Annotated in this window: 23 protein-coding genes and 1 tRNA gene; 23 read left to right on the top strand and 1 reads right to left on the bottom strand. The window is 60.7% G+C overall.

What is annotated here, in order from left to right; genetic code table 11:
* Positions 1 to 60: 60 nt before the first annotated feature.
* Positions 61 to 669 (bottom strand): Maf-like protein, encoded by a 609-nt coding sequence (locus IGS60_RS15160; RefSeq protein WP_230505285.1) that lies wholly within the window; start codon positions 667 to 669, stop codon positions 61 to 63.
* A 223-nt stretch (positions 670 to 892) separates the two neighbouring features.
* On the opposite strand from IGS60_RS15160, the gene IGS60_RS15165 reads away from it, so the two are divergent.
* The 23 genes from IGS60_RS15165 (at position 893) to IGS60_RS15275 (ending at position 21,375) form a co-directional block, all read left to right on the top strand.
* The gene (locus IGS60_RS15165) at positions 893 to 1,390 is read left to right on the top strand and encodes a DUF177 domain-containing protein (protein WP_121670008.1); all 498 of its coding nucleotides are present in this window, start codon (positions 893 to 895) and stop codon (positions 1,388 to 1,390) included.
* Between the two features lie 322 nt (positions 1,391 to 1,712).
* On the top strand, positions 1,713 to 1,895 hold the full coding sequence (gene rpmF, locus IGS60_RS15170) for a 50S ribosomal protein L32 (protein WP_034749653.1): 183 nt from the start codon (positions 1,713 to 1,715) through the stop codon (positions 1,893 to 1,895).
* Positions 1,896 to 2,105: 210 nt separating this feature from the next.
* Positions 2,106 to 3,173 carry a phosphate acyltransferase PlsX gene (gene plsX / locus IGS60_RS15175; RefSeq protein ID WP_230505287.1) on the top strand — a complete coding sequence of 356 codons (1,068 nt, stop codon included), beginning with the start codon at positions 2,106 to 2,108 and terminating at the stop codon, positions 3,171 to 3,173.
* A 15-nt stretch (positions 3,174 to 3,188) separates the two neighbouring features.
* A complete protein-coding gene (locus IGS60_RS15180; RefSeq protein ID WP_230505288.1) occupies positions 3,189 to 4,187 on the top strand; it encodes a beta-ketoacyl-ACP synthase III in 999 nt (332 codons plus the stop codon).
* Between the two features lie 137 nt (positions 4,188 to 4,324).
* Positions 4,325 to 5,266, top strand: coding sequence for an ACP S-malonyltransferase (gene fabD / locus IGS60_RS15185; RefSeq protein ID WP_070223879.1), 942 nt, complete (start codon positions 4,325 to 4,327; stop codon positions 5,264 to 5,266).
* A 49-nt stretch (positions 5,267 to 5,315) separates the two neighbouring features.
* Positions 5,316 to 6,059 carry a 3-oxoacyl-ACP reductase FabG gene (gene fabG, locus IGS60_RS15190; RefSeq protein ID WP_070223877.1) on the top strand — a complete coding sequence of 248 codons (744 nt, stop codon included), beginning with the start codon at positions 5,316 to 5,318 and terminating at the stop codon, positions 6,057 to 6,059.
* Positions 6,060 to 6,237: 178 nt separating this feature from the next.
* Positions 6,238 to 6,477, top strand: coding sequence for an acyl carrier protein (acpP, locus tag IGS60_RS15195; protein WP_008449912.1), 240 nt, complete (start codon positions 6,238 to 6,240; stop codon positions 6,475 to 6,477).
* Between the two features lie 29 nt (positions 6,478 to 6,506).
* Positions 6,507 to 7,757 carry a beta-ketoacyl-ACP synthase II gene (gene fabF / locus IGS60_RS15200; protein WP_070223875.1) on the top strand — a complete coding sequence of 417 codons (1,251 nt, stop codon included), beginning with the start codon at positions 6,507 to 6,509 and terminating at the stop codon, positions 7,755 to 7,757.
* Positions 7,758 to 7,878: 121 nt separating this feature from the next.
* Positions 7,879 to 8,409 carry a hypothetical protein gene (locus IGS60_RS15205; protein ID WP_162995738.1) on the top strand — a complete coding sequence of 177 codons (531 nt, stop codon included), beginning with the start codon at positions 7,879 to 7,881 and terminating at the stop codon, positions 8,407 to 8,409.
* A gap of 66 nt (positions 8,410 to 8,475) precedes the next feature.
* Positions 8,476 to 9,099 carry an RNA polymerase sigma factor RpoE gene (gene rpoE / locus IGS60_RS15210; RefSeq protein WP_070223871.1) on the top strand — a complete coding sequence of 208 codons (624 nt, stop codon included), beginning with the start codon at positions 8,476 to 8,478 and terminating at the stop codon, positions 9,097 to 9,099.
* Positions 9,100 to 9,171: 72 nt separating this feature from the next.
* Positions 9,172 to 9,495 carry a sigma-E factor negative regulatory protein gene (locus IGS60_RS15215; protein ID WP_070288657.1) on the top strand — a complete coding sequence of 108 codons (324 nt, stop codon included), beginning with the start codon at positions 9,172 to 9,174 and terminating at the stop codon, positions 9,493 to 9,495.
* 234 nt (positions 9,496 to 9,729) lie between these two features.
* A complete protein-coding gene (locus IGS60_RS15220) occupies positions 9,730 to 11,226 on the top strand; it encodes a DegQ family serine endoprotease (protein WP_070288656.1) in 1,497 nt (498 codons plus the stop codon).
* A 54-nt stretch (positions 11,227 to 11,280) separates the two neighbouring features.
* Positions 11,281 to 11,526 carry a glutaredoxin family protein gene (locus IGS60_RS15225; RefSeq protein ID WP_070288655.1) on the top strand — a complete coding sequence of 82 codons (246 nt, stop codon included), beginning with the start codon at positions 11,281 to 11,283 and terminating at the stop codon, positions 11,524 to 11,526.
* Between the two features lie 317 nt (positions 11,527 to 11,843).
* Positions 11,844 to 13,634 (top strand): translation elongation factor 4, encoded by a 1,791-nt coding sequence (gene lepA / locus IGS60_RS15230; protein WP_034749621.1) that lies wholly within the window; start codon positions 11,844 to 11,846, stop codon positions 13,632 to 13,634.
* A 3-nt stretch (positions 13,635 to 13,637) separates the two neighbouring features.
* Positions 13,638 to 14,561 (top strand): signal peptidase I, encoded by a 924-nt coding sequence (gene lepB, locus IGS60_RS15235; protein WP_121670004.1) that lies wholly within the window; start codon positions 13,638 to 13,640, stop codon positions 14,559 to 14,561.
* Between the two features lie 92 nt (positions 14,562 to 14,653).
* Positions 14,654 to 15,469 (top strand): ribonuclease III, encoded by an 816-nt coding sequence (rnc, locus tag IGS60_RS15240; RefSeq protein WP_070223860.1) that lies wholly within the window; start codon positions 14,654 to 14,656, stop codon positions 15,467 to 15,469.
* A gap of 1 nt (position 15,470) precedes the next feature.
* Entirely contained in the window at positions 15,471 to 16,373 is a 903-nt protein-coding gene (gene era / locus IGS60_RS15245; RefSeq protein ID WP_034749612.1) for a GTPase Era, read from the top strand.
* A 28-nt stretch (positions 16,374 to 16,401) separates the two neighbouring features.
* Entirely contained in the window at positions 16,402 to 17,238 is an 837-nt protein-coding gene (gene recO / locus IGS60_RS15250) for a DNA repair protein RecO (RefSeq protein ID WP_230505290.1), read from the top strand.
* Positions 17,239 to 17,273: 35 nt separating this feature from the next.
* Positions 17,274 to 18,035, top strand: a complete 762-nt coding sequence (gene pdxJ, locus IGS60_RS15255; RefSeq protein ID WP_230505293.1) for a pyridoxine 5'-phosphate synthase — start codon at positions 17,274 to 17,276, stop codon at positions 18,033 to 18,035.
* 21 nt (positions 18,036 to 18,056) lie between these two features.
* On the top strand, positions 18,057 to 18,452 hold the full coding sequence (gene acpS / locus IGS60_RS15260; RefSeq protein ID WP_070223854.1) for a holo-ACP synthase: 396 nt from the start codon (positions 18,057 to 18,059) through the stop codon (positions 18,450 to 18,452).
* Positions 18,453 to 18,545: 93 nt separating this feature from the next.
* The gene (gene uvrC / locus IGS60_RS15265; protein WP_230505295.1) at positions 18,546 to 20,426 is read left to right on the top strand and encodes an excinuclease ABC subunit UvrC; all 1,881 of its coding nucleotides are present in this window, start codon (positions 18,546 to 18,548) and stop codon (positions 20,424 to 20,426) included.
* Between the two features lie 126 nt (positions 20,427 to 20,552).
* Positions 20,553 to 21,137 carry a CDP-diacylglycerol--glycerol-3-phosphate 3-phosphatidyltransferase gene (gene pgsA / locus IGS60_RS15270; protein WP_034749601.1) on the top strand — a complete coding sequence of 195 codons (585 nt, stop codon included), beginning with the start codon at positions 20,553 to 20,555 and terminating at the stop codon, positions 21,135 to 21,137.
* Between the two features lie 162 nt (positions 21,138 to 21,299).
* Positions 21,300 to 21,375 (top strand) — tRNA-Gly (locus IGS60_RS15275).
* Positions 21,376 to 21,378 lie beyond the last annotated feature (3 nt).

Consider the following 21,378-nt stretch of genomic DNA (forward strand, 5'->3'; position numbering starts at 1 on the left):
GCTCCATTGGAGCGCACTCCCCCGTCGGGTCTGACCCCAGATGTTGCCGTTAGGGGTATTTTAAATTTTAAAAAACGCCACGCCCGCCTTGCGCAGCATGCCGGTGAGGGCGATCAGCGGCAAGCCGGTGAGGGCGGTCGGGTCGGTGCTGTCGATGCGTTCAAGCAGGGCGATGCCCAGGCCTTCGTTCTTGGCGCTGCCGGCGCAGTCGTACGGCTGCTCGATGCGCAGGTAGGCGTCCAGTTCCGCGTCGGGCAAGTCGCGCACGGTGACGAGGGTCTGGATATCTTCCACCTGCGCCACTGCCGGCGTCTGGCGGCCATCGAGCAGGCACAGGGCCGTGTGGAACACGGTCTGGCGCCCGCGCATGGTTTGCAGCTGGCGCAGGGCGTTCGCATGGCTGCCTGGCTTGCCGATCTGCGCGCCGTCCAGGGTGGCGACCTGGTCGGAGCCAATGACGAGACTGCCAGGATAGCGGTCGAGCACGGCCTGCGCCTTGGCCTGCGCCAGGCGCAAGGCCGTGGCGCTGGGGCTTTCGCCTGGCAGGGGGCTTTCGTCGAGATCGGGCACGGCCACCTCGAAAGGCAGGCGCAGGCGTTGCAGCAATTCCTTGCGGTAGGTCGAGCTCGATGCAAGAATCAAGCGCAATGGGGCGGAAGTTGGTATCATTCGGTAGTGGATGGCGGCCGGCATGGCCGCGCAGGTCGATGTCAGTGGGATTTCACGCAAATTCCAGGGCGCAGAGCCCATAACTGAGGCTCCATGCGGCATGACGGTGTTGATGAAGTTGTCATGTTGATGGCAATGATTGCGTCAAAAAAGATGCTTAGCCTTTGACTCCGTGCTAAAAACCCTGTTATTATCGCAGGTTTTCCGGGGAAATTTTCTACCAATGAATGCTTTTGTGATCGACGCCTTTGATTTTTGTCGTATCAGCGGGAGCCGCGAGGGTGTAACTCCTGTCGCTGAAATGACCCGGTTGACCAAGGATTGTGCAGATAATTCCGGCGAGATTGCCTGGAAGATCGTCGGCGGCACCAGCAAGCTGGGCTACCCACAACTGACCTTGTCGGTCAACGGCACCGTTCAGCTGGTTTGCCAGCGCTGCCTGACTCCGTATGCTTACGCAATTGATTCGACGACCACTCTGATGCTGGGCAAGGATGACGAGCACGCGGACGAGATCGAAGAAATCATCAACGATGAATCGATCGACGTGATCGTCGGCAGCCGCAGCATGGATGCCGCGGCCCTGATCGAAGATGAAGCCTTGCTGGCCCTGCCGCAGGTACCCAAACACGACGTCTGCCCCGATACGGCGCAGCTCGATGCTCTCAAGTCTGAAAAGAAGTCGCCGTTCGCGGCACTGAAAGACTTGAAGCCAGAATAAGTTAAGTAGTAGTGGTAGTTTGTAGGGGGCCTCAAAAACCGTAGCGAGCGGCCCAATATCGTCTTGAGTAGCGCAAGCGTACGGAAGTACTGAGCGCCGCCAAGGCGATAGTGGGAAGCGCAGTAGGTTTGTGAGGTCCCTTTTAGAGAACGTGTCAAACGCGTGTAGTAATCGAGTATGGCAAGTGTAGTGAAATGTAATTGTAATAAACGATGTCGGTCCGGGCTATTTTCGGGTAGTCTTTGCCGCTGGGATACTCGATTCGCATGTATTTGCCAATCGATTGTGCTAAAATTTTAGAACTTATGTATTAGGAGTCATCATGGCAGTTCAACAGAACAAGAAAACCCCTTCCAAGCGCGGCATGCACCGTTCGCACGACTTCCTGGTCGCGCCGCAATTGAGCGTCGAGCCAGTTACCGGCGAAACACACATGCGTCACCATATCAGCCCTAACGGCTTCTATCGTGGCCGTAAAGTGTTGAAGACCAAAAACGACGAGTAATCGACGTTTTTGTTGGGTAAGATGAAAGCGGTGTTGCGTGGTTATTCGGCGTGGCGCCGCTTCTTCTTTTTTATCGGCTGCAATTCATCTTGCACACCCGTCATTTTGAATCACGCTGTCCAGGCCTGTGCATGACATGCTGCGCCCTGCATATGCTCCAGTCCGATTCACATCTTGCCGCACGCCCGCAGCGGTATTGAATCAACACAAATGACAATCAAAATTTCTATCGACTGCATGGGCGGAGATCACGGTCCCTCAGTCACTATCCCCGCAGCAATTTCCTTCGTAAAACATGAGCCTGAAGCCGAACTGATCCTTGTTGGATTGGAAGATGTGATTCGTGCCGAACTGAAGAAACATAAAGCCGACACGCATCCGCGCCTGTCGGTATTGCATGCCTCCGAACAAGTTACCATGGACGATCCCCTGGAAGTGGCCCTGCGCCGCAAGAAGGATTCCTCCATGCGCGTGGCCATCGAACAAGTCAAGAGCGGCGTGGCGCAAGCCTCCGTTTCCGCCGGTAATACGGCAGCCTTGATGGCCGTGTCGCGCTACGTATTGAAAACCATGTCCGGCGTCGACCGCCCGGCCATCTGCAGCATCTTGCCGAATCAAAAGAACGGCCCGACCTACATGCTGGACCTGGGCGCCAACGTCGATTGCGAACCGCATCACTTGCACCAGTTCGCCATCATGGGCTCCGTGCTCGTGTCCGCCATGGAGGGTATCGAACGCCCGACGATCGGCTTGCTGAACGTGGGCACGGAAGATATCAAGGGCAATGAAGTGGTGAAACTCACCTCGAAGCTGCTGCAGGCCGACCACGAGCGTGGCGCGCTGAACTTCTACGGCAACGTGGAAGGCAACGATATCTTCAAAGGCACGACCGATATCGTCGTCTGCGACGGTTTTGTCGGCAATGTGACCCTGAAAGCCATCGAAGGCCTGGCGCGCTTCATGAAAGACGTGCTCACTTCCGAATTCAAGCGCAATCCGATTACCATGCTGGGCGCGCTGATCGCCCGCGGAGCCCTGAAAGCCATCGGCAACCGCTTGAATCCATCGCGTTACAACGGCGCCAGCCTGCTGGGCTTGCGTGGCCTCGTCTTCAAGAGCCATGGCAGCGCCGATGCTTATTCCTTCGAATGGGCCTTGCGCCGCGCCTTTGATGCGGCAAAAAATGACGTGCAAGCGCACTTGGCCAGCATGATCGCCGAGTTGATGCCGCGCACGCCAGTTCCAGATGAACCTACATCAACAAGCTCTACCATTTAGTGGACGGGTACTTGCATGACTATTTTTAGCAAAACTTACAGCAAAATTATCGGTACCGGCAGCTACCTGCCGGAGAAGCGCGTCACCAACCAGGACTTGACCGAACAGCTGGCCGCCAAGGGCATCGAGACGTCGGATGAATGGATCGTCTCGCGCAGCGGCATCTCGGCGCGCCATTACGCGGCGCCAACGCAAAACTCCTCGGACCTGGGCGTGGAAGCGGCCAAAAAGGCCTTGGAGATGGCTGGCCTGAACGGCAACGACCTCGACCTCATCATCGTCGCCAGCTCGACCCCCGACTTCTTCGGCAGCTTCCCCAGCACCGCCTGCATCGTGCAAAACAAGCTGGGCATCACGAACAATTGCGCCGCCGTCGACGTGCAAGCCGTCTGCAGCGGTTTCGTGTATGCGGTGGCCACGGCCGACAGTTTTATTCAATCGGGCATGCATAAAAACGTGCTGGTGATCGGCGCCGAAGTGTTTTCGCGCATCCTCAATTTCGACGATCGCGGCACTTGCGTGCTGTTCGGGGACGGCGCCGGCGCCATCGTCATGACGGCGTCGAAAGACCCCGGCATTCTGGCCACCAAGCTGCACGCGGACGGCCGCCACTCGAACATCCTCAGCGTGCCGGGCAGCCTGGCTGGCGGCGCGCTGGACGGCAGCGCCTTCCTGTACATGGATGGCCCCGCCGTCTTCAAGCTGGCCGTGTCCGTGCTGGAAAAGGTCGCACACGAAGCCCTCGAACACGCCAACATGACGTCGGACCAGATCGACTGGCTGATCCCGCACCAGGCAAATATCCGCATCATGAACAGCACGGCGAAGAAACTGGGCTTGCCGCTGGACAAGATGGTCGTCACCGTCGACCAGCATGGCAACACTTCGGCCGCCTCGATCCCGCTGGCGCTCGACATCGCCGTGCGCGACGGCCGGGTCAAGAAGGGCGACAACGTCATGATGGAAGGCGTGGGCGGCGGCTTTACCTGGGGCGCCGTGCTGGCAAGGATGTGATAGCCGAAGGCTGACTTTGGGGTCCGACCCGTCGGGGGAATACATTCCAATGGAATGCATTCCGATCCCGCAGGGACGTACCCCAGCAGTTGCCTTTGGGTCTCTGATTCTCTAAATAGTAAAAAAACGGAGTCGACATGACACAATTTGCATTTGTTTTCCCAGGCCAAGGCTCGCAAGCGATTGCGATGCTCGATGGTTTCGCCGGCAACCCCGTGGTTGCGCAAACCGTCGCCGAAGCGTCGGATGCCCTGCAATGCGACCTGGGCAAGCTGATCGCCGAAGGTCCGAAGGAAGAGCTGGACCTGACCACCAATACGCAACCGGTGATGCTGACGGCGGCCGTGGCCTTCTACCGCGCCTGGCTGGCGGCCGGCGGCCCCGTGCCGACGGTCGTGGCCGGCCACAGCCTCGGTGAATATTCGGCGCTGGTCGCCGCCGGCGTGATCTCGTTCAAGGATGCCGTGCCGCTCGTGCGTTTCCGCGCGCAAGCCATGCAGGAAGCCGTACCGGTAGGGCAGGGCACGATGGCTGTCGTGCTGGGCCTGTCGGATGATGACGTGCGCGCCGCCTGTGCGGAAGCGGCGGCGGAAAACCCGGCCTTGGTGGTCGAGCCCGTCAATTTCAATGCGCCGGCGCAAGTGGTCATCGCCGGCCACACGGCGGCCGTTGAGCGCGCCTGCGAACTGGCCAAGGCCAAGGGCGCCAAACGCGCCATGAAGCTGCCCGTTTCCGCGCCATTCCACTCGTCGCTGCTGAAACCGGCATCGGACCGCTTGCGCGAGTACATGGCCGGCCTGACGTTCGCCGCGCCGCAGATCGCCCTGATCAACAACGTCGACGTGGCCATCGTCAACGACGTCGCCGGCATCAAGGATGCGCTCGTGCGCCAGGCAGCCAGTCCCGTGCGCTGGGTGGAAACCATGCAAAAAGTGGCGGCAGACGGCATCACGCAAGTGATCGAATGCGGCCCGGGCAAGGTCCTGATGGGCCTGGCCAAGCGCATCGATCCCGTGCTGGTGGGCGACGCCATCGTCGACCAGGCTTCGCTGGAACGCATTTTGACGCAGCTCAAATAAACATCAGATCGCGGCAGCCTGCCTGCCGCGCTTGCTTTTAAGGATACTCATGAATTTAGCAAATCAAGTCGTGCTGGTCACGGGCGCCTCGCGCGGCATCGGCCGCGCCATCGCCACCGAACTGGGCAAACAGGGTGCTACCGTGGTTGGCACCGCCACCTCGGAAAGCGGTGCGCAAGCGATCACCGATTACCTGGCCGCCGAAGGCGTCACGGGCAAGGGCCTGGTCCTGAACGTGACCGATGCGGCGCGCTGCGCAGCCGTCGTCGATGAAGTGCAGAAAGCCTACGGCAGCCTGTCCATCCTCGTCAATAACGCGGGCATTACGCAAGACCAGCTGGCCATGCGCATGAAGGATGAAGAGTGGGACAGCGTGATTTCCACGAACCTGTCGGCCGTCGGCCGCCTGTCGCGCGCCGTACTGCGCGGGATGATGAAAGCCAAAACTGGGCGTATCATTAATATCACGTCGGTGGTGGCGTCGTCGGGCAATCCGGGGCAAATGAATTACGCGGCGGCCAAGGCCGGCGTGGAAGGCATGAGCCGCGCCCTGGCGCGCGAAATCGGCAGCCGCAACATTACCGTGAACTGCATCGCCCCTGGCTTCATCGATACCGACATGACCAAGGCCCTGAGCGAAGAGCAGCACGCGGCCCTGTTGACGCAAATTCCCCTTTCCCGCCTGGGCAAACCGGAAGACGTGGCGGCGGCGGTGGCCTTTTTGGCCTCGCCGCAAGCGGCCTACATCACGGGCACCACCCTGCACGTGAACGGCGGTATGTACATGAATTGATGTGAAAGCTAGACGGGGCGGGCGTTTGTGGCATCATTCAATGGCCGTTTTTGTCTATAATCGCATCTTTTAGCAGCAGCTTCGGTCGAATTAGCAGCAGACACCGAAATTAGTATTCGGACGCGCAAACCTGATAAAATGCGCGCACTTTCCGTAACACACACTTTGGAGCCATAACATGTCGGATATCGAACAACGCGTTAAGAAAATCGTCGCTGAGCAACTGGGCGTTGCAGAAGCAGACATCAAAATCGAATCCTCCTTCGTCGACGATCTCGGCGCCGATTCCCTGGACACCGTGGAACTGGTCATGGCCCTGGAAGACGAATTCGAAATGGAAATCCCTGACGAACAAGCTGAAAAAATCACCACCGTGCAACAGGCGATCGACTACGCCACCGCACACGTCAAGGCCTAAGCCTGTCTGACCGACTTCAGGAGAATCGCTTGAGCCGTTCTAAAAACCGTCGTGTTGTTGTCACCGGCCTGGGCTGCGTTTCACCTGTCGGCAATACTATTGCCGAGGCGTGGGGCGCAATCATTGAAGGTAAATCCGGCATTGCCACGATTACCAAGTTTGATGCACAGCCATTCACCACGCATTTTGCCGGTGAAGTCAAAGGCTTCAATATCGAAGAGTATATCTCCGGTAAGGAAGCACGCCACATGGATACCTTTATCCATTACGGCATGGCTGCCGGCATCCAGGCGATGCAGGACTCCGGCCTGGAAGTGACCGAAGAAAACGCCGAGCGCATCGGCGTGATCATCGGTTCCGGTATCGGCGGCTTGCCGCTGATCGAGGAAACCAAGTCCGAGTACGAAAAGCGCGGTCCGCGCCGTATCTCGCCCTTTTTCGTGCCTGCCTCGATCATTAACATGATCTCTGGCAACCTTTCGATCAAATATGGTCTGAAGGGCCCGAATCTGGCGATCGTGACGGCGTGTACCACCGGTTTGCACAGCATCGGTGCCGCAGCGCGCATGATCGAGTACGGCGATGCCGACGTCATGATCGCCGGTGGCGCTGAATCGACCGTGTCGCCGCTGGGCCTGGGCGGTTTCGCCTCGGCGCGCGCCTTGTCGACCCGCAACGACGATCCGGCAACGGCATCGCGTCCGTGGGATACCGACCGCGACGGCTTCGTGCTGGGCGAGGGCGCTGGCGTCATGGTGCTGGAAGACTACGAGCACGCGGTGGCCCGTGGTGCCAAGATCTATGCCGAAGTGCATGGTTTCGGGATGAGCGCAGATGCTTATCACATGACCTCGCCGCTGGAAGATGGCAGCGGCGGCAGCAAATCGGTGATCGCGGCCCTCAACAACGCCGGCTTGAACGCGGATCAGATTCAGTACCTGAACGCGCACGGCACGTCGACCCCGCAAGGCGACGTGGCGGAAGTGATGGGCATCAAACGCACCTTCGGCGAGCACGCCAAGAATCTGGTTGTCAACTCGACCAAGTCGATGACGGGCCATTTGCTGGGCGGCGCGGGCGGTCTGGAAGCGGTGTTTACGGTCCTGGCATTGCACCATCAGGTGTCGCCACCGACCATCAACATCTTCAACCAGGATCCGGCTTGCGATCTCGATTTCTGTGCCAACACGGCGCGGGATATGAAGATCGATTATGCAGTGAAGAATTCGTTCGGCTTCGGCGGCACGAATGGCACACTGATTTTCGGTAAAGCGAAATAAGCAGGAACTTTCAAGCGCTCGCTACGGTCAAATCGTAGTGAGCGCTGATTCGGCGCCAACGTTCGTTGGCGCCTGAATTTGCCCGGCATGTTGCCGGCGCGCCTTTTTTTTCCCATGAAGTATGTCAATCGCAGTAGCGGCTGTCATTCGCACGCCTGTCTGTTTGCGTCTGTTGCAAGCGGTGCTGGGACTGTGCGCCTTGCTGGCCGCCTGGCCCCTGAGCGGTGCGTGGCGCGCTGCGGCGGTGCCTGGCCAACTGGTGGGCGGCTATGCGCTGGGCTGGCCCGGTGCGTTGCTGAGCACGGCTGGCGGCGTGTTGTTGCTCGCTTTGCTGCGCAGGCGCAGAAAGCCGCAGACGCTTGATATTTCGCCGGTTGGCCAATTGCGGCTGGCGGTATATCTGGAGCATGGCGGAGCGCCAGGGGCGGATGCCGGCGGGGTGGCGGCGCCGCCCGGCCCGGGGCCGTCGCCGCCGTCAGGACTGCGCCTGTTGCCGGGCTCGACCCTGTGGCCGTCGCTGCTGGTGCTGTGCCTGGCCGATGCCGCAGGGCGGCGCACGCAGGTGCTGGTGCAGCGCGGCGGCGGCTGCCCCGCCTTCCGCCCGCTGGCCGTGGCGTGCCGGGCCATTGCGGCGCGGAGTGGGGACGAATAAAAGTGGGGCGAACACTGAACTTCTTGCAGCGGGCCAACTCTATATCCATACAGGCGCCCACGCTGCATGACTACAGGGACATTGGGCGTGAGGACAGAGCGCGAGTATGATCAGTTACTGGTCGAGCGGGTGCAGGCTGGCGACAAAAGGGCATTCGATGTGCTGGTATCGAAATACCAGCGCCGCTTGATGCGCCTCGTGTCGCGCCTGGTGCACGACCCGGCGGAGGCCGAAGATGTGGTGCAGGAAACCTTTATCAAGGCATACCGGGCGCTGCGCCATTTTCGCGGCGATGCCGCCTTTTATACCTGGCTGTACCGCATCGGCATCAATACGGCCAAGAATTATCTCGTCACGCAGGGGAGGCGCGCCGCCACGTCCAGCGATGCCGACGCCGAGCAGGCCGAGTCCTTCGATGATGGCAATAAATTGCGTGACAACAATACACCGGAATCGGTGCTGGCGAGCAAGCAGATTGCGGCCACCGTCAATGCGGCCATGGATGTGCTGCCCATCGAATTGCGCACTGCCATCGTGCTGCGCGAGATCGAGGGCCTGAGCTATGAAGAAATATCGGAGATCATGGCGTGCCCCATCGGCACCGTGCGCAGCCGGATTTTTCGCGCGCGCGAAGTGATTGCGGAAAAATTGAAACCGTTGCTGGACATGCCAATTGACAAGCGCTGGTAATCTGAAGAGTATGAGGTTGGCATGGCTGCGCCCGGTTTTCGCACCGATCCTCTTGAAATGGCAGGACCCATCATGGATACGCACACACGATTGCACGAGACTATTTCCGCCCTGGCCGATGGCGAGCTGGCGGCGAGCGAACTCGAACTGGCTTTTGCCGCCCTCGACACGGATGAGGGGAGGCAAGCCTGGAATGTCTATCGCCATATCGGTGACGTGCTGCGCTCGGAGCAGTGCGGCCATGCACTGAGCGCCCAGTTCGATGCACGCCTGGCCAGCCGCCTGGCCGCCGAGTCGGCGCCTGCCCATGCGGAACCGCTGCTGCCCCTGTCCGCCGCCATCGTGCCGCCGGGTGCAGCCGAGCCGCTGGAGGCGGGGCCGCTGGCGCAGCGCTAGGGCGTTTCGCCATCTTATGCCAGGCTTAACGTTCCTGTCGCCCTCTTGACACTGGCCTTCGGTACGATTGACACTGTGTGCAGGCAATATCTTGCTTTTGCGATATATTGTTGCTGCCATGCGCGCTACCGGATGGGTTTGCCCCGGGGACGCCGTCATGACGGCCAATCGTGCACGCAGGCAATCGCCTGATTCGCGTTTTGATCCGTTTATATATTCGAAGAGATCCTTTCCATGAAAAAAAACATGTGTGCCGCCAGCAAGTCGTTTTCAGTAAAGACGCTTTCCGCCTTATTGTTCGGTACCGCTGGCGTGTTTCTGGCTCCCACCATGCTGGGCCTGGCGCCACAGGCGCAGGCCGCCGTGCCGGCAGTGAAACTGCCTGATTTCTCGGACCTGGTCGACGCCGTTGGCCCGGCCGTGGTGAATATCCGCACCACCGAACGCCTGAGAATGGGCGGCGCCGGCGCCGGCAGTCAGGATGAGCAGGAAATGCAGGAATTCCTGCGCCGCTTCTTCGGCGGCACCATGCCGACGCCGCGCCAGCAGGCGCCGCGTGGCGGCCGCCGCGCCGTGCCGCAGGAACAGGAAGTGCAGCGCGGTGTCGGTTCCGGCTTCATCATCTCGGCCGATGGCTACGTGCTGAGCAATGCCCACGTGGTCGATGGCGCCGACGAGGTTTACGTGACGCTGACGGACAAGCGCGAATTCAAGGCCAAGGTGATCGGCGCCGATGCGCGCACCGACGTAGCCCTGCTGAAAATCGAGGGCGGCAACCTGCCGCGCCTGACTATCGGCGATTCGAACAAGATCCGCGTGGGCGAATGGGTGATCGCCATCGGCTCGCCGTTCAACCTGGAAAACACGGTGACGGCCGGCATTATTTCCGCCAAGTCGCGCGACACGGGCGACTACCTGCCGTTGATCCAGAGCGACGTTGCCGTCAATCCCGGCAACTCGGGCGGTCCCCTGATCAATATGCGCGGCGAAGTGATCGGCATCAATTCGCAGATCGCTACCCTGTCCGGCGCCTACAACGGCATTTCATTTGCCGTGCCCATCGATGAAGCCATGCGCGTAGGCGAGCAGCTGAAAAAGACGGGCAAGGTCGTGCGCGGCCGCATCGGTGTGCAGATCGGCGAAGTGAGCAAGGACGTGGCGGGATCGCTGGGCTTGCCGAATGCCAAGGGCGCGCAAGTGTCGATGGTGGAGCCGGGCGGTCCGGCCGACAAGGCGGGCATCAAGCCGGGCGACATCATCCTGAAATTCAACGGCGCGCCGATCGAGCGTTCGTCCGACCTGCCGCGTCTGGTGGGCGGCGCTCCCGTCAACGGCAAGTCCACGCTCACCGTCTGGCGCAAGGGTGCGCAGCAGGACATTCCCGTCACCGTCGTCGAGCTGGAAAGCGAGAAAACGGCGAAGAAGGGCGCCAGGGAGCCGGAAGCGCAAGCCGTCAATGCACTGGGGCTGAAGGTCAGCGACGTGCCGGCCGCGAAGAAACAGGAATTGAAGATCGACGCCGGCGTGCAGGTTGACGAGGCCGATGGCGTGGCGGCTCTGGCCGGCCTGCAGCCTGGCGACGTGATCTTGCAGCTGAATAACGTTGCCGTGAAAGACGCCAAGCAGTTCAACGCCCTCGTGGCCAAGCTCGATCCGAAAAAGACGTCGGCCGTGCTGGTGCGCCGTGGCGACGTAGCGCAATTCGTTTCGCTGCGCCCGTCGGCGAAGTAAGGTTCTGATTCACCTGCATCCCGGCTGTGGCCGGGATGCCTTTTTCTCTTTTCCATGCACTTCACGCTCTATTCCCGCAGTTATTGCCACCTTTGCCAGGACATGCTCGACGCCTTGCTCCTGCTGCAGCCGCCCGGCAAACCGTTCACGGTGGAGGTGATCGACATCGACGCCTCGCCCGACGCCTCCCTGCTGGCCCGTTTCGACGAGCTGGTGCCGGTGCTGTTCGGCGACCTGGCGCAGCCCGAGCTCTGCCATTATTTTCTCGACGAGGCGGCCGTGCGGCGCAGCCTGATGTAGTTTAACTGTCAATATTGACACTGCATTGCACCATTCTGGTGCTGAAAACAGCCGAAAATATCGGCTTGCCCCGGTGCCGGCCTCATAAGACGGGCTTTCTACTCTGAAATCCGGTAAAATGGGGAGGTCGAAAAAGCTACTGTCCGAGGCAGCAGCTTCTGTCGCTTCAAAAGCGCTCGCCTGGGCATGCAGATGTCCTGCTCGGAGCGCTTTTTTCATCATGAGTGGGGCGCCTGGTTTTGGCCCTGTTTGGCCCGGACATGATCCCCCTGATTCCTGTTAAAGCAGTGTCGTCAACTTCGCACTTATATTAGTTAATGAACAACATACGCAACTTCTCCATCATCGCCCATATTGACCACGGTAAATCGACCCTGGCTGACCGCATCATTCAATTGTGCGGCGGCTTGTCCGACCGCGAGATGGAGGCGCAGGTGCTCGATTCGATGGATCTGGAGCGCGAGCGCGGCATTACCATCAAGGCGCAAACGGCGGCCCTGCACTACAAGGCGCGCGATGGCCAGATCTACAACCTGAACCTGATCGATACGCCCGGCCACGTCGACTTCAGCTATGAAGTGTCGCGCTCGCTGTCGGCGTGCGAAGGCGCGCTGCTGGTGGTGGATGCATCGCAAGGCGTGGAAGCGCAAACGGTCGCCAACTGCTACACGGCGCTGGATCTGGGCGTGGAAGTGGTGCCCGTCCTGAACAAGATCGATTTGCCGAACGCGGATCCGCCGAGCGCGATTGCCGAGATCGAAGACGTGATCGGCATCGACGCGGGCGACGCCGTGCATTGCTCGGCCAAGACGGGCTTCGGCGTGCTGGACGTGCTCGAGCAGCTGATCGTCAAGGTGCCGCCACCGAAGGGCGACCCCGATGCACCGCTGCAGGCGCTGATCGTCGACTCCTGGTATGACGCCTATGTGGGCGTGGTCATGCTGGTGCGCGTGATCAACGGTACCCTGAAACCGAAAGACAAGATCCGCCTGATGGCCACCGATTCGGTGCAGCTGGTGGAAGACATCGGCGTGTTTTCGCCCCGTTCGCAATCCTTGCCGCAGTTGTCGGCAGGCCAGGTGGGCTTCATCATCGCCGGCATCAAGGAATTGAAAGCGGCGAAAGTGGGCGATACCGTCACCCTGGCCAACCGTCCTGCCGCCGCGCCATTGCCTGGCTTCAAGGAAGTGCAGCCGCAAGTGTTCGCGGGCCTGTTCCCCGTGGAAGCGAACCAGTACGACGCGCTGCGCGACTCGCTGGAAAAGCTGAAACTGAACGATGCGGCCCTGATGTACGAGCCGGAAGTGTCACAGGCGCTGGGCTTCGGCTTCCGCTGCGGCTTCCTGGGCTTGCTGCACATGGAAATCGTGCAGGAGCGCCTCGAACGCGAATTCGACATGGACCTGATCACCACGGCGCCGACCGTCGTGTACGAAGTGATCCAGCGCGACGGCACCATGATCAACGTCGACAATCCGTCGAAGATGCCCGATCCGTCGCGCATCGAGGAAGTGCGCGAGCCTATCGTCACGGTCAATCTGTACATGCCGCAGGAATACGTGGGCTCCGTGATCACCCTGTGTATCGGCAAGCGCGGCATCCAGATGGACATGAGCTACCACGGCCGCCAGGTCAAGCTCGTGTATGAAATGCCGATGGCCGAGATCGTGCTGGACTTCTTCGACCGCCTGAAATCGACGTCGCGCGGCTATGCCTCGATGGATTACGAGTTCAAGGAATACCGCGCGGCCGACGTGGTCAAGGTTGACATGCTGATCAACAGCGAAAAAGTCGATGCGCTGGCCATCATCGTTCACCGTTCGAACAGCCAGTACCGTGGCCGTCAGGTGGCTGCCAAGATGCGCGAACTGATTCCGCGCCAGATGTTCGACGTGGCCATCCAGGCGACCATCGGCGCGAACATCATTTCGCGCGAGAACGTAAAAGCCTTGCGCAAGAACGTCCTGGCCAAGTGCTACGGCGGCGACATCAGCCGCAAGAAGAAATTGCTGGAAAAACAAAAAGCGGGCAAGAAACGCATGAAGCAAGTGGGTTCCGTGGAGATCCCGCAAGAGGCATTCCTGGCAATTTTACAAGTGGATGGTTAATCAATGAACCTGCAAGTGATTTTAGGAAATTTCGCTTTAATCCTGTTCGTGCTGATGGTGTTGACGGGCCTGGTCTGGTGCCTGGATGTATTTTATCTGTCCAAGCAGCGCCGCAAGGCGGCCGACCGTGCCCTGGCCGAGTTCGATGAGCGTCAAGCGAAGTCGTTGGCTGAAGGCATCAAGTCCGATGGTAGTAGCAGCAGCCGCCGCGCCGCCATCGAGGCAGATCTGTTGCGCCAGCCGACCTGGGTCGAGTATTCGGGCAGCTTCTTTCCCGTCATCGCCCTCGTGTTTTGCCTGCGTTCGTTCCTGTACGAGCCGTTCAAGATCCCGTCGAGCTCGATGGTGCCGACCTTGCTGGTCGGCGATTTGATCCTGGTAAACAAGTTCACCTATGGCATTCGTTTGCCGATCGTCAACAAGCGCATCATTGAAGTCAATGATCCGCAGCGCGGCGACGTGATGGTGTTCAAGTATCCGAAAGATATGTCGCAAGACTATATCAAGCGCGTGATCGGGGTGCCCGGTGATAAAATCACCTATGAAAACAAGCGCTTGACGGTCAACGGCAAGGAAGTGGCGTACACCCCGCTGGACGACTACCTCGATGACGAAAGCACGGTCTACCACAAGCAGCTGGAAGAAAACCTGACGGGCGTGAGCCACCGCATCCTCAACGACGAGCCCGCTCCCACGTTGAACTTGCGCGAAGTGAAGGATTTCCCGCACAAGGAGGCGTGCAACTACAACGAAGACGGCTTCACGTGTGTGGTGCCACAAGGCAATTACTTCATGATGGGCGATAACCGCGACAATAGCGCGGACAGCCGCTACTGGGGTTTCGTGCCGAACGAGAATATCGTCGGCAAGGCTTTCCTGGTGTGGATGAACTTCAGCAATCCGAAACGCGTGGGCGGCATACACTAAGCCGGCCTGGTCTGTAATGGACCAACCATGGCTGCCGCGCCGACTCCCCGCGCGGCGGCCAGCCGAATTACTCAGATGACACAGAAACAACAATGAATCTTCAGCTATTGCAAACCCGTTTAGGCTATACGTTCCAGGATGCTGGCCTGTTGCAGCAAGCCTTGACGCACCGTAGCCACAGCAGTTTGCATAACGAGCGGCTGGAATTCCTCGGCGACTCCATCCTCAACTGCGTGGTCGCTTCCATCCTGTACGAACGTTTCAAGACCATCGACGAAGGCGACCTGTCGCGCCTGCGTGCCAACCTGGTCAAGCAGCAGTCGCTGTATGAAATCGCGCAAAAGCTGGAATTGTCGCAATTTTTGCGCCTGGGCGAAGGCGAGCTCAAATCGGGCGGCTTCCGCCGTCCGTCGATCCTCGCCGACACGCTGGAAGCCTTGCTGGGCGCCATCTTCCTCGACACGGGCTTCGACGCCGCCAGCACGGTGATCCGCGCCTTCTACATTCCCATCCTCGACTCGGTCGATCCGCAAACCCTGGGCAAGGATGCCAAGACCCTGCTGCAGGAGTTTTTGCAAAGCAAGAAAATTTCGCTGCCACAGTACAACGTGGTGGCTACCCATGGCGCCGCCCACAGCCAGGAATTCGAGATCGAATGCCTGGTGCCGAAATTGAACATCCAGGTTTACGGCCGTGGCGGAAGCCGCCGCGCCGGTGAGCAAGCCGCCGCCAAACTGGCGCTGGACGTGGCCGAGCAGGCGCTGTTGAAGTCGCCTGCCGCCAGCCGCAAGCCCAAACCGCGCGCCGCCCAGCTCAAGCTGGCCGGCATTGCCACCATCCAGAGCGACGACGCGCCAGCCCCGGCTGCCCCGGCGATCGCCGCTCACACTAAACAGAATCGACACTAGCATGACAGCCACCAAAATGCCCGACAACTTCCGCTGTGGCTATATCGCCATCGTGGGCCGCCCCAACGTGGGCAAATCGACCCTGATGAACGTGCTGATCGGCGCGAAGGTCAGCATCACTTCGCGCAAGGCGCAAACCACGCGCCACCGCATCACGGGCATCCAGACGGTGCCGGACGCGCAATTCATCTACGTCGACACGCCTGGCTTCCAGACGCGCCACTCGAACGCGCTGAACAAGACGCTGAACAAGACCGTCACGAACACCCTGATTTCCTCGGACGTGATCTTATACGTGATCGAGGCGGGCACGTTCGGCCCGGCCGACCAGCAAGTGATGGACCTGCTGCCGAAGGAAGTGCCGTGCATCCTCGTCATCAATAAATCGGACAGGGTCAAGGACAAGGCCGTGCTGCTGCCGTTCGCGCAAAAGATCGCCGCCATGCGCGACTTCGCCGCCATTGTTCCTGTGTCCGCCAAGCTGCATTTCCAGCTGGAAGGCCTGCAGAACGAGATCAAGCGCTTCTTGCCGGAAAACCAGCCTATCTTTGGCCCGGACGACATCACGGACCGCAGCGAGAAATTCCTCGCCTCGGAAATCGTGCGCGAAAAACTGTTCCGCTTCGTCGGCGACGAACTGCCGTACACGAGCACCGTGCTGATCGAGAAATTCGAGCAGGAAGGCGATTTGCGCCGCGTGTTCGCCGCCATCCTGGTCGAGCGCGATACGCATAAATCCATGATCATCGGCAACAAGGGCGCGCGCCTGAAGGAAGTCTCCACCCAGGCCCGCCTGGATATGGAAAAACTGTTCGGCGGCCCCGTGTACCTGGAAATCTGGGTCAAGGTCAAGTCGGGCTGGGCCGACAACGAGGCGGGCTTGCGCGCCTACGGCTACGAGTAATCCGCAACCCGGGGGCGACACCACACGCATGAGCACCACCACGCCAGCGCTGCACGATCCCGCGCCAGCCTCACCCGTTGTCCCCGCGCCGGCGGCCATCGCGCCGCCGGCCGCACCTTCCGCAGCACCCCGGCGCAGCCGTCCGCCCGCGCGCGACGGCCGCATCACGGGCCAGCCAGCCTTCGTGCTGCACAGCTATCCGCATAAAGAGACCAGCCTCATCGTCGACGTGTTTACGCGCGAGTACGGCCGCATCGCGCTCGTCGCCAAGGGCGCCAAGCGGCCCCATTCGCAGTTGCGCGGCGTGCTGCAGACGTTCCAGCCGCTGCAGGCGGGCTGGGCGGGCAAGTCCGAACTGCGCATCCTGACGGGCGCGGAATGGGTGGGCGGCATGCTGCCGCTGGAAAAGACGGCCCTGCTGTGCGGCTTCTATCTGAACGAATTGCTCGTCAAACTGCTGGCGCGCGATGACCCGCATCCCGTGCTGTTCGACCACTACGTTGCCACCTTGAATCAACTGGCGCACAATGAGCCGCCGCCCATCGTGCTGCGCAAGTTCGAGCGCGCGCTGCTCAAGGAAACGGGCGTGGCGGCCGACTTGACGCGCTGCACGGGCACGCGCCAGGCCGTCGAAGCGGGGCAGGTGTACGTGGTCGACCCGGAACGGGGACCGCGCCCGGCGCGCGCCGCCGACGCCTGGCCCAAGATCACGGGCAAGACCCTGCTCGACATGGAGCGCGAAGATTACCTTGACGTGGCCACGCAGGCGCAAAGCAAGCTGCTGATGCGATTTTTGCTGGCCCATCAACTGGGGGGCGCCACCTTGAACACGCGCCAGATACTGATCGATTTAATGCAGTTGTAGCGGTTGCGCTACAGCACTTTACGGATACCATCACTATGAGCTTTTTGCAGCCTTCCGGCCCCGTCATCGACCTGGGCGTCAATATCGACCACGTGGCCACCTTGCGCAATGCGCGCGGCACCGCGTATCCGGACCCGATCCGCGCGGCCTTGCTGGCCGAACAGGCGGGCGCCGACGCCATCACCCTGCACCTGCGCGAAGACCGCCGTCACATCAAGGATGCGGACGTGATCGCCATCGCGCCGCAGTTGCTCACGCGCATGAACCTGGAAGCGGCCGTGACGCAGGAAATGATCGACTTCGCCTGCGGCATCCGCCCGGCCGACGTGTGCCTGGTACCGGAAAAACGCACGGAAGTGACGACCGAGGGTGGCCTGGACGTGGTGCGCTATTTCAAGGAAGTGCAGGCTGCCGTCAAGCAATTGCAGGGCGAGGGCATCCGCGTGAGCCTGTTCATCGACGCGGACGAACAGCAGATCGCCGCCGCCGCCGAACTCGGTGCGCCCGTGATCGAACTGCACACGGGGCGCTACGCCGATACGCAAGGCGCGGAACAGCTGGCGGAACTGGAACGCATCAAGGCGGGCGTGCTGTTCGGCGTGGGCCGCGGCTTGAAGGTCAACGCGGGCCACGGCTTGCATTACACCAATGTGCAGGCGATCGCCGCGATTCCCGATATTGCCGAACTGAACATCGGCCACGCCATCGTCGCTCATGCCGTGTTTGTCGGCTGGGAAAACGCCGTGCGCGAAATGAAGGCCATCATGGTGGCGACGCGCCTCGCTGGCAAAGCATAAACGCGCACAAGGGAGAGCGCCATGATCTACGGCATCGGCACCGACATCTGCAAGATTCCCCGCATCGAGGCGGCTCTGGCGCGCCACGGCGAGCGTTTCGCCAAAAAGATACTGGGACCGCAGGAGCTGGACAAGTTCCGCGCCCGCAGCGCCAAGAACGCCGTGCGCGGCGTGCGTTTTCTCGCCACCCGTTTTGCGGCCAAGGAGGCGTTTTCCAAGGCCATCGGCCTGGGCTTGCGCATGCCGATGACGTGGCCCGCCGCGCAAATGCTGAACCACCCCAGCGGCAAGCCGATGATCGTCTGCAGCGGCGTGCTGGCCGACTTCATGGAAAAGAATCGCTTGAGCGCGCAAGTGACGATCAGCGATGAAGAAGAGTATGCCGTGGCGTTTGTGATTGTGGAGCAAGCGCCGTAATGCAGACGACTGCTGGGGTCAGTCTTTTCGATCGGAATGCGTCCCACTGGGACGTATTCCCCCGGCGGGTCTGACCCCATTTAAGAGCCAGCAATGACCGAAGCAATACCCGACCTCAATTCCACGGAAACGCCGCCCGACCCGCGCGCGCAGGTGCTGGCCACCGTCGCCAAGCTGCCGAACCTGCCCGGCGTGTACCGCTATTTCGACGCCGCCGACAAGGTGCTGTACGTCGGCAAGGCGCGCGACCTGAAAAAGCGCGTGTCCAGCTATTTCCAGAAAAACCTGGCCAGCCCCCGCATCGCCATGATGGTCGAGCGCATCGCGCGCCTGGAAACGACGGTCACGCACAGCGAGGCGGAAGCGCTGATCCTGGAAAACAACCTGATCAAGGCGCTGCAGCCGCGTTACAACATCCTGTTCCGCGATGATAAATCGTATCCGTATCTGAAAATCACCAATGGCGATGCGCCGCGCATGGTGTATTACCGGGGCGCGGTGGACAAGAAAAACCAGTATTTCGGGCCGTTCCCCAGTTCCTGGGCCGTCAAGGAATCGATGCAGATCCTGCAAAAGGTTTTTCTCATCCGCACCTGCGAGGACAGCGTGTACGCCAACCGCACGCGGCCCTGCCTGCTGCACCAGATCGGCCGCTGCAGCGCACCCTGCGTGGACCTGATCAGCAAGGAAGACTACAAGAACGACGTGGAAAACGCGGCGCGCTTCCTGCGCGGGCGCCAGAGCGAAGTGCTGGCCGACCTGGAAAAGAAGATGCACGCGTTTGCCGCCGAACTGAAATTCGAGCAAGCCGTGGTGGTGCGCAACCAGATCGCCTCGCTGTCGCGCGTGCTGCACCAGCAGAGCATGGAAACGACGGGCGACGCCGACGTCGACATCATCGCCGTGCTGGTGCAGGGCGGGCGCGCCTGCGTCAACCTGGCCATGGTGCGGGGCGGGCGCCACCTGGGCGACCGCGCCTATTTCCCCAGCCAGCTCAGCGATGCGGCGGCGATTGCCGAAGAGCCGATCGAGGTGGAAGTGCTGGCCGCCTTCCTGGCCCAGCACTACACGGAAAAATTCATTCCCGGCACCTTGATCCTGAATATCGAGTTCGACCAGCCGGCCCTGATGGTGGCCCTGATGGAGCAGTGCGGCCACCGCATCAACCTGATCTTCCAGCCGCAGGGTCAGCGTCGCCAGTGGCTGGAAATGGCGCAGAAGGGCGCCGGGATTTCGCTGGCGCGATTGTTGTCCGAGCAGGGCTCGCAGCAGTCGCGCACGCGGGCGCTGGCCGAGGCGCTGCGCCTGGAAACGGAGGATCTCGATAGCCTGCGCGTCGAATGTTTCGACATCAGCCACACGCAGGGCGAAGCGACGCAGGCCTCGTGCGTCGTATTCCACCACCACGCCATGCAGAATGGCGAATACCGGCGCTACAACATCAACGACATCACGCCCGGCGACGATTACGCGGCCATGCGCCAGGTCTTGATGCGCCGCTACGATAAGGTGGCCAATGGCGACGGCGTGATGCCCGACGTGGTGCTGATCGACGGCGGCAAGGGCCAGATCGAAATGGCGCGCCAGGTGTTCGCCGAGCTGGGACTCGATATCAGCTTGATTGTCGGCGTGGCCAAGGGGGAAGGGCGCAAGGTGGGCCTGGAAACCCTGCTGTTCGTCGATGGCCGCGCGGCGCAGGAACTGGGCAAGGAATCGGCGGCCCTGATGCTGATCGCGCAGATCCGCGACGAGGCGCACCGCTTTGCCATTACCGGCATGCGCGCCAAGCGGGCCAAGACGCGCCAGACGTCGCGCCTGGAAGAAATCGAAGGAATCGGCGCCAAGCGCCGCCAGAAACTGCTGTCGCGCTTTGGCGGCTTGCGCGGCGTGGTCGACGCCAGCGTCGAGGATCTGATGTCGGTGGAGGGGATTTCCACGCAACTGGCGGAAGAGATCTACAAGCAGCTGCATTAATGGATGGGGGCCTGGTCCGGCGCTGCGGCAACCGGACTAGGCTAATGTTGCCGGGCCATGTAGACTAGTGGCGCTTTCTTCACGCTTTCTTCATGTTCAATTTACCCGTCGGCCGATTGCTCTCTTATGCCTTTTAATATTCCCATCCTTTTGACCTGGCTGCGCGTGGCCCTGATCCCGCTCGTCGTCGGCGTGTTTTACCTGCCGCCGTCGATGCTGCTGCATGGCGACCAGAACCTCGTTGCCACCCTGGTCTTCATCGTTGCGGCCGTGACCGACTGGTTCGATGGTTTCCTTGCGCGGCGCTGGAACCAGACGTCCGCCTTCGGCGCCTTCCTCGACCCGGTCGCCGACAAGCTGATGGTGGCGGGCGCCTTGCTGGTGCTGGTGCAGCTGGACCGTGTCAATGCCGTGCTGGCCTTCATCATCATCGGCCGTGAAATCACGATTTCCGCCTTGCGCGAATGGATGGCGCAGATCGGCGCGTCGAAATCGGTGGCCGTCAGCTCGATCGGCAAGATCAAGACGGCCGCGCAAATGACGGCCATTCCCTTGCTGCTGTACCACGAAGTGATCTTCGGCGCGATCGACACCCATGTGTGGGGCGAGAAGCTGCTGTGGATCGCCTGCGTGCTGACGGTGTGGTCGATGTTCTATTACTTGCGCCTGGCATGGCCGCTCATCAAGGAAAAAGCGGGCAATTTGCATTGAGGTGATGGACGCCGATAGCATTGGGCTGGCGTCTTTTTAACCCAAACGCAAGAGCTGGGGTCAGACCCAAAGGGTCTGACCCCAAATATTTTGCAAAAGACCAGATATTGCCCGTTGACAGCCCCTGTAATCCCTCTATAATGCTGGCCTGTTGTTGATGACGCGGGAGTAGCTCAGTTGGTAGAGCGCAACCTTGCCAAGGTTGAGGTCGAGAGTTCGAGACTCTTCTCCCGCTCCAGAT

Origin of the sequence: Janthinobacterium sp. FW305-128 (assembly GCF_020858135.1) — a bacterium.
In the GTDB taxonomy this organism is placed as follows: Bacteria; Pseudomonadota; Gammaproteobacteria; order Burkholderiales; family Burkholderiaceae_D; genus Janthinobacterium.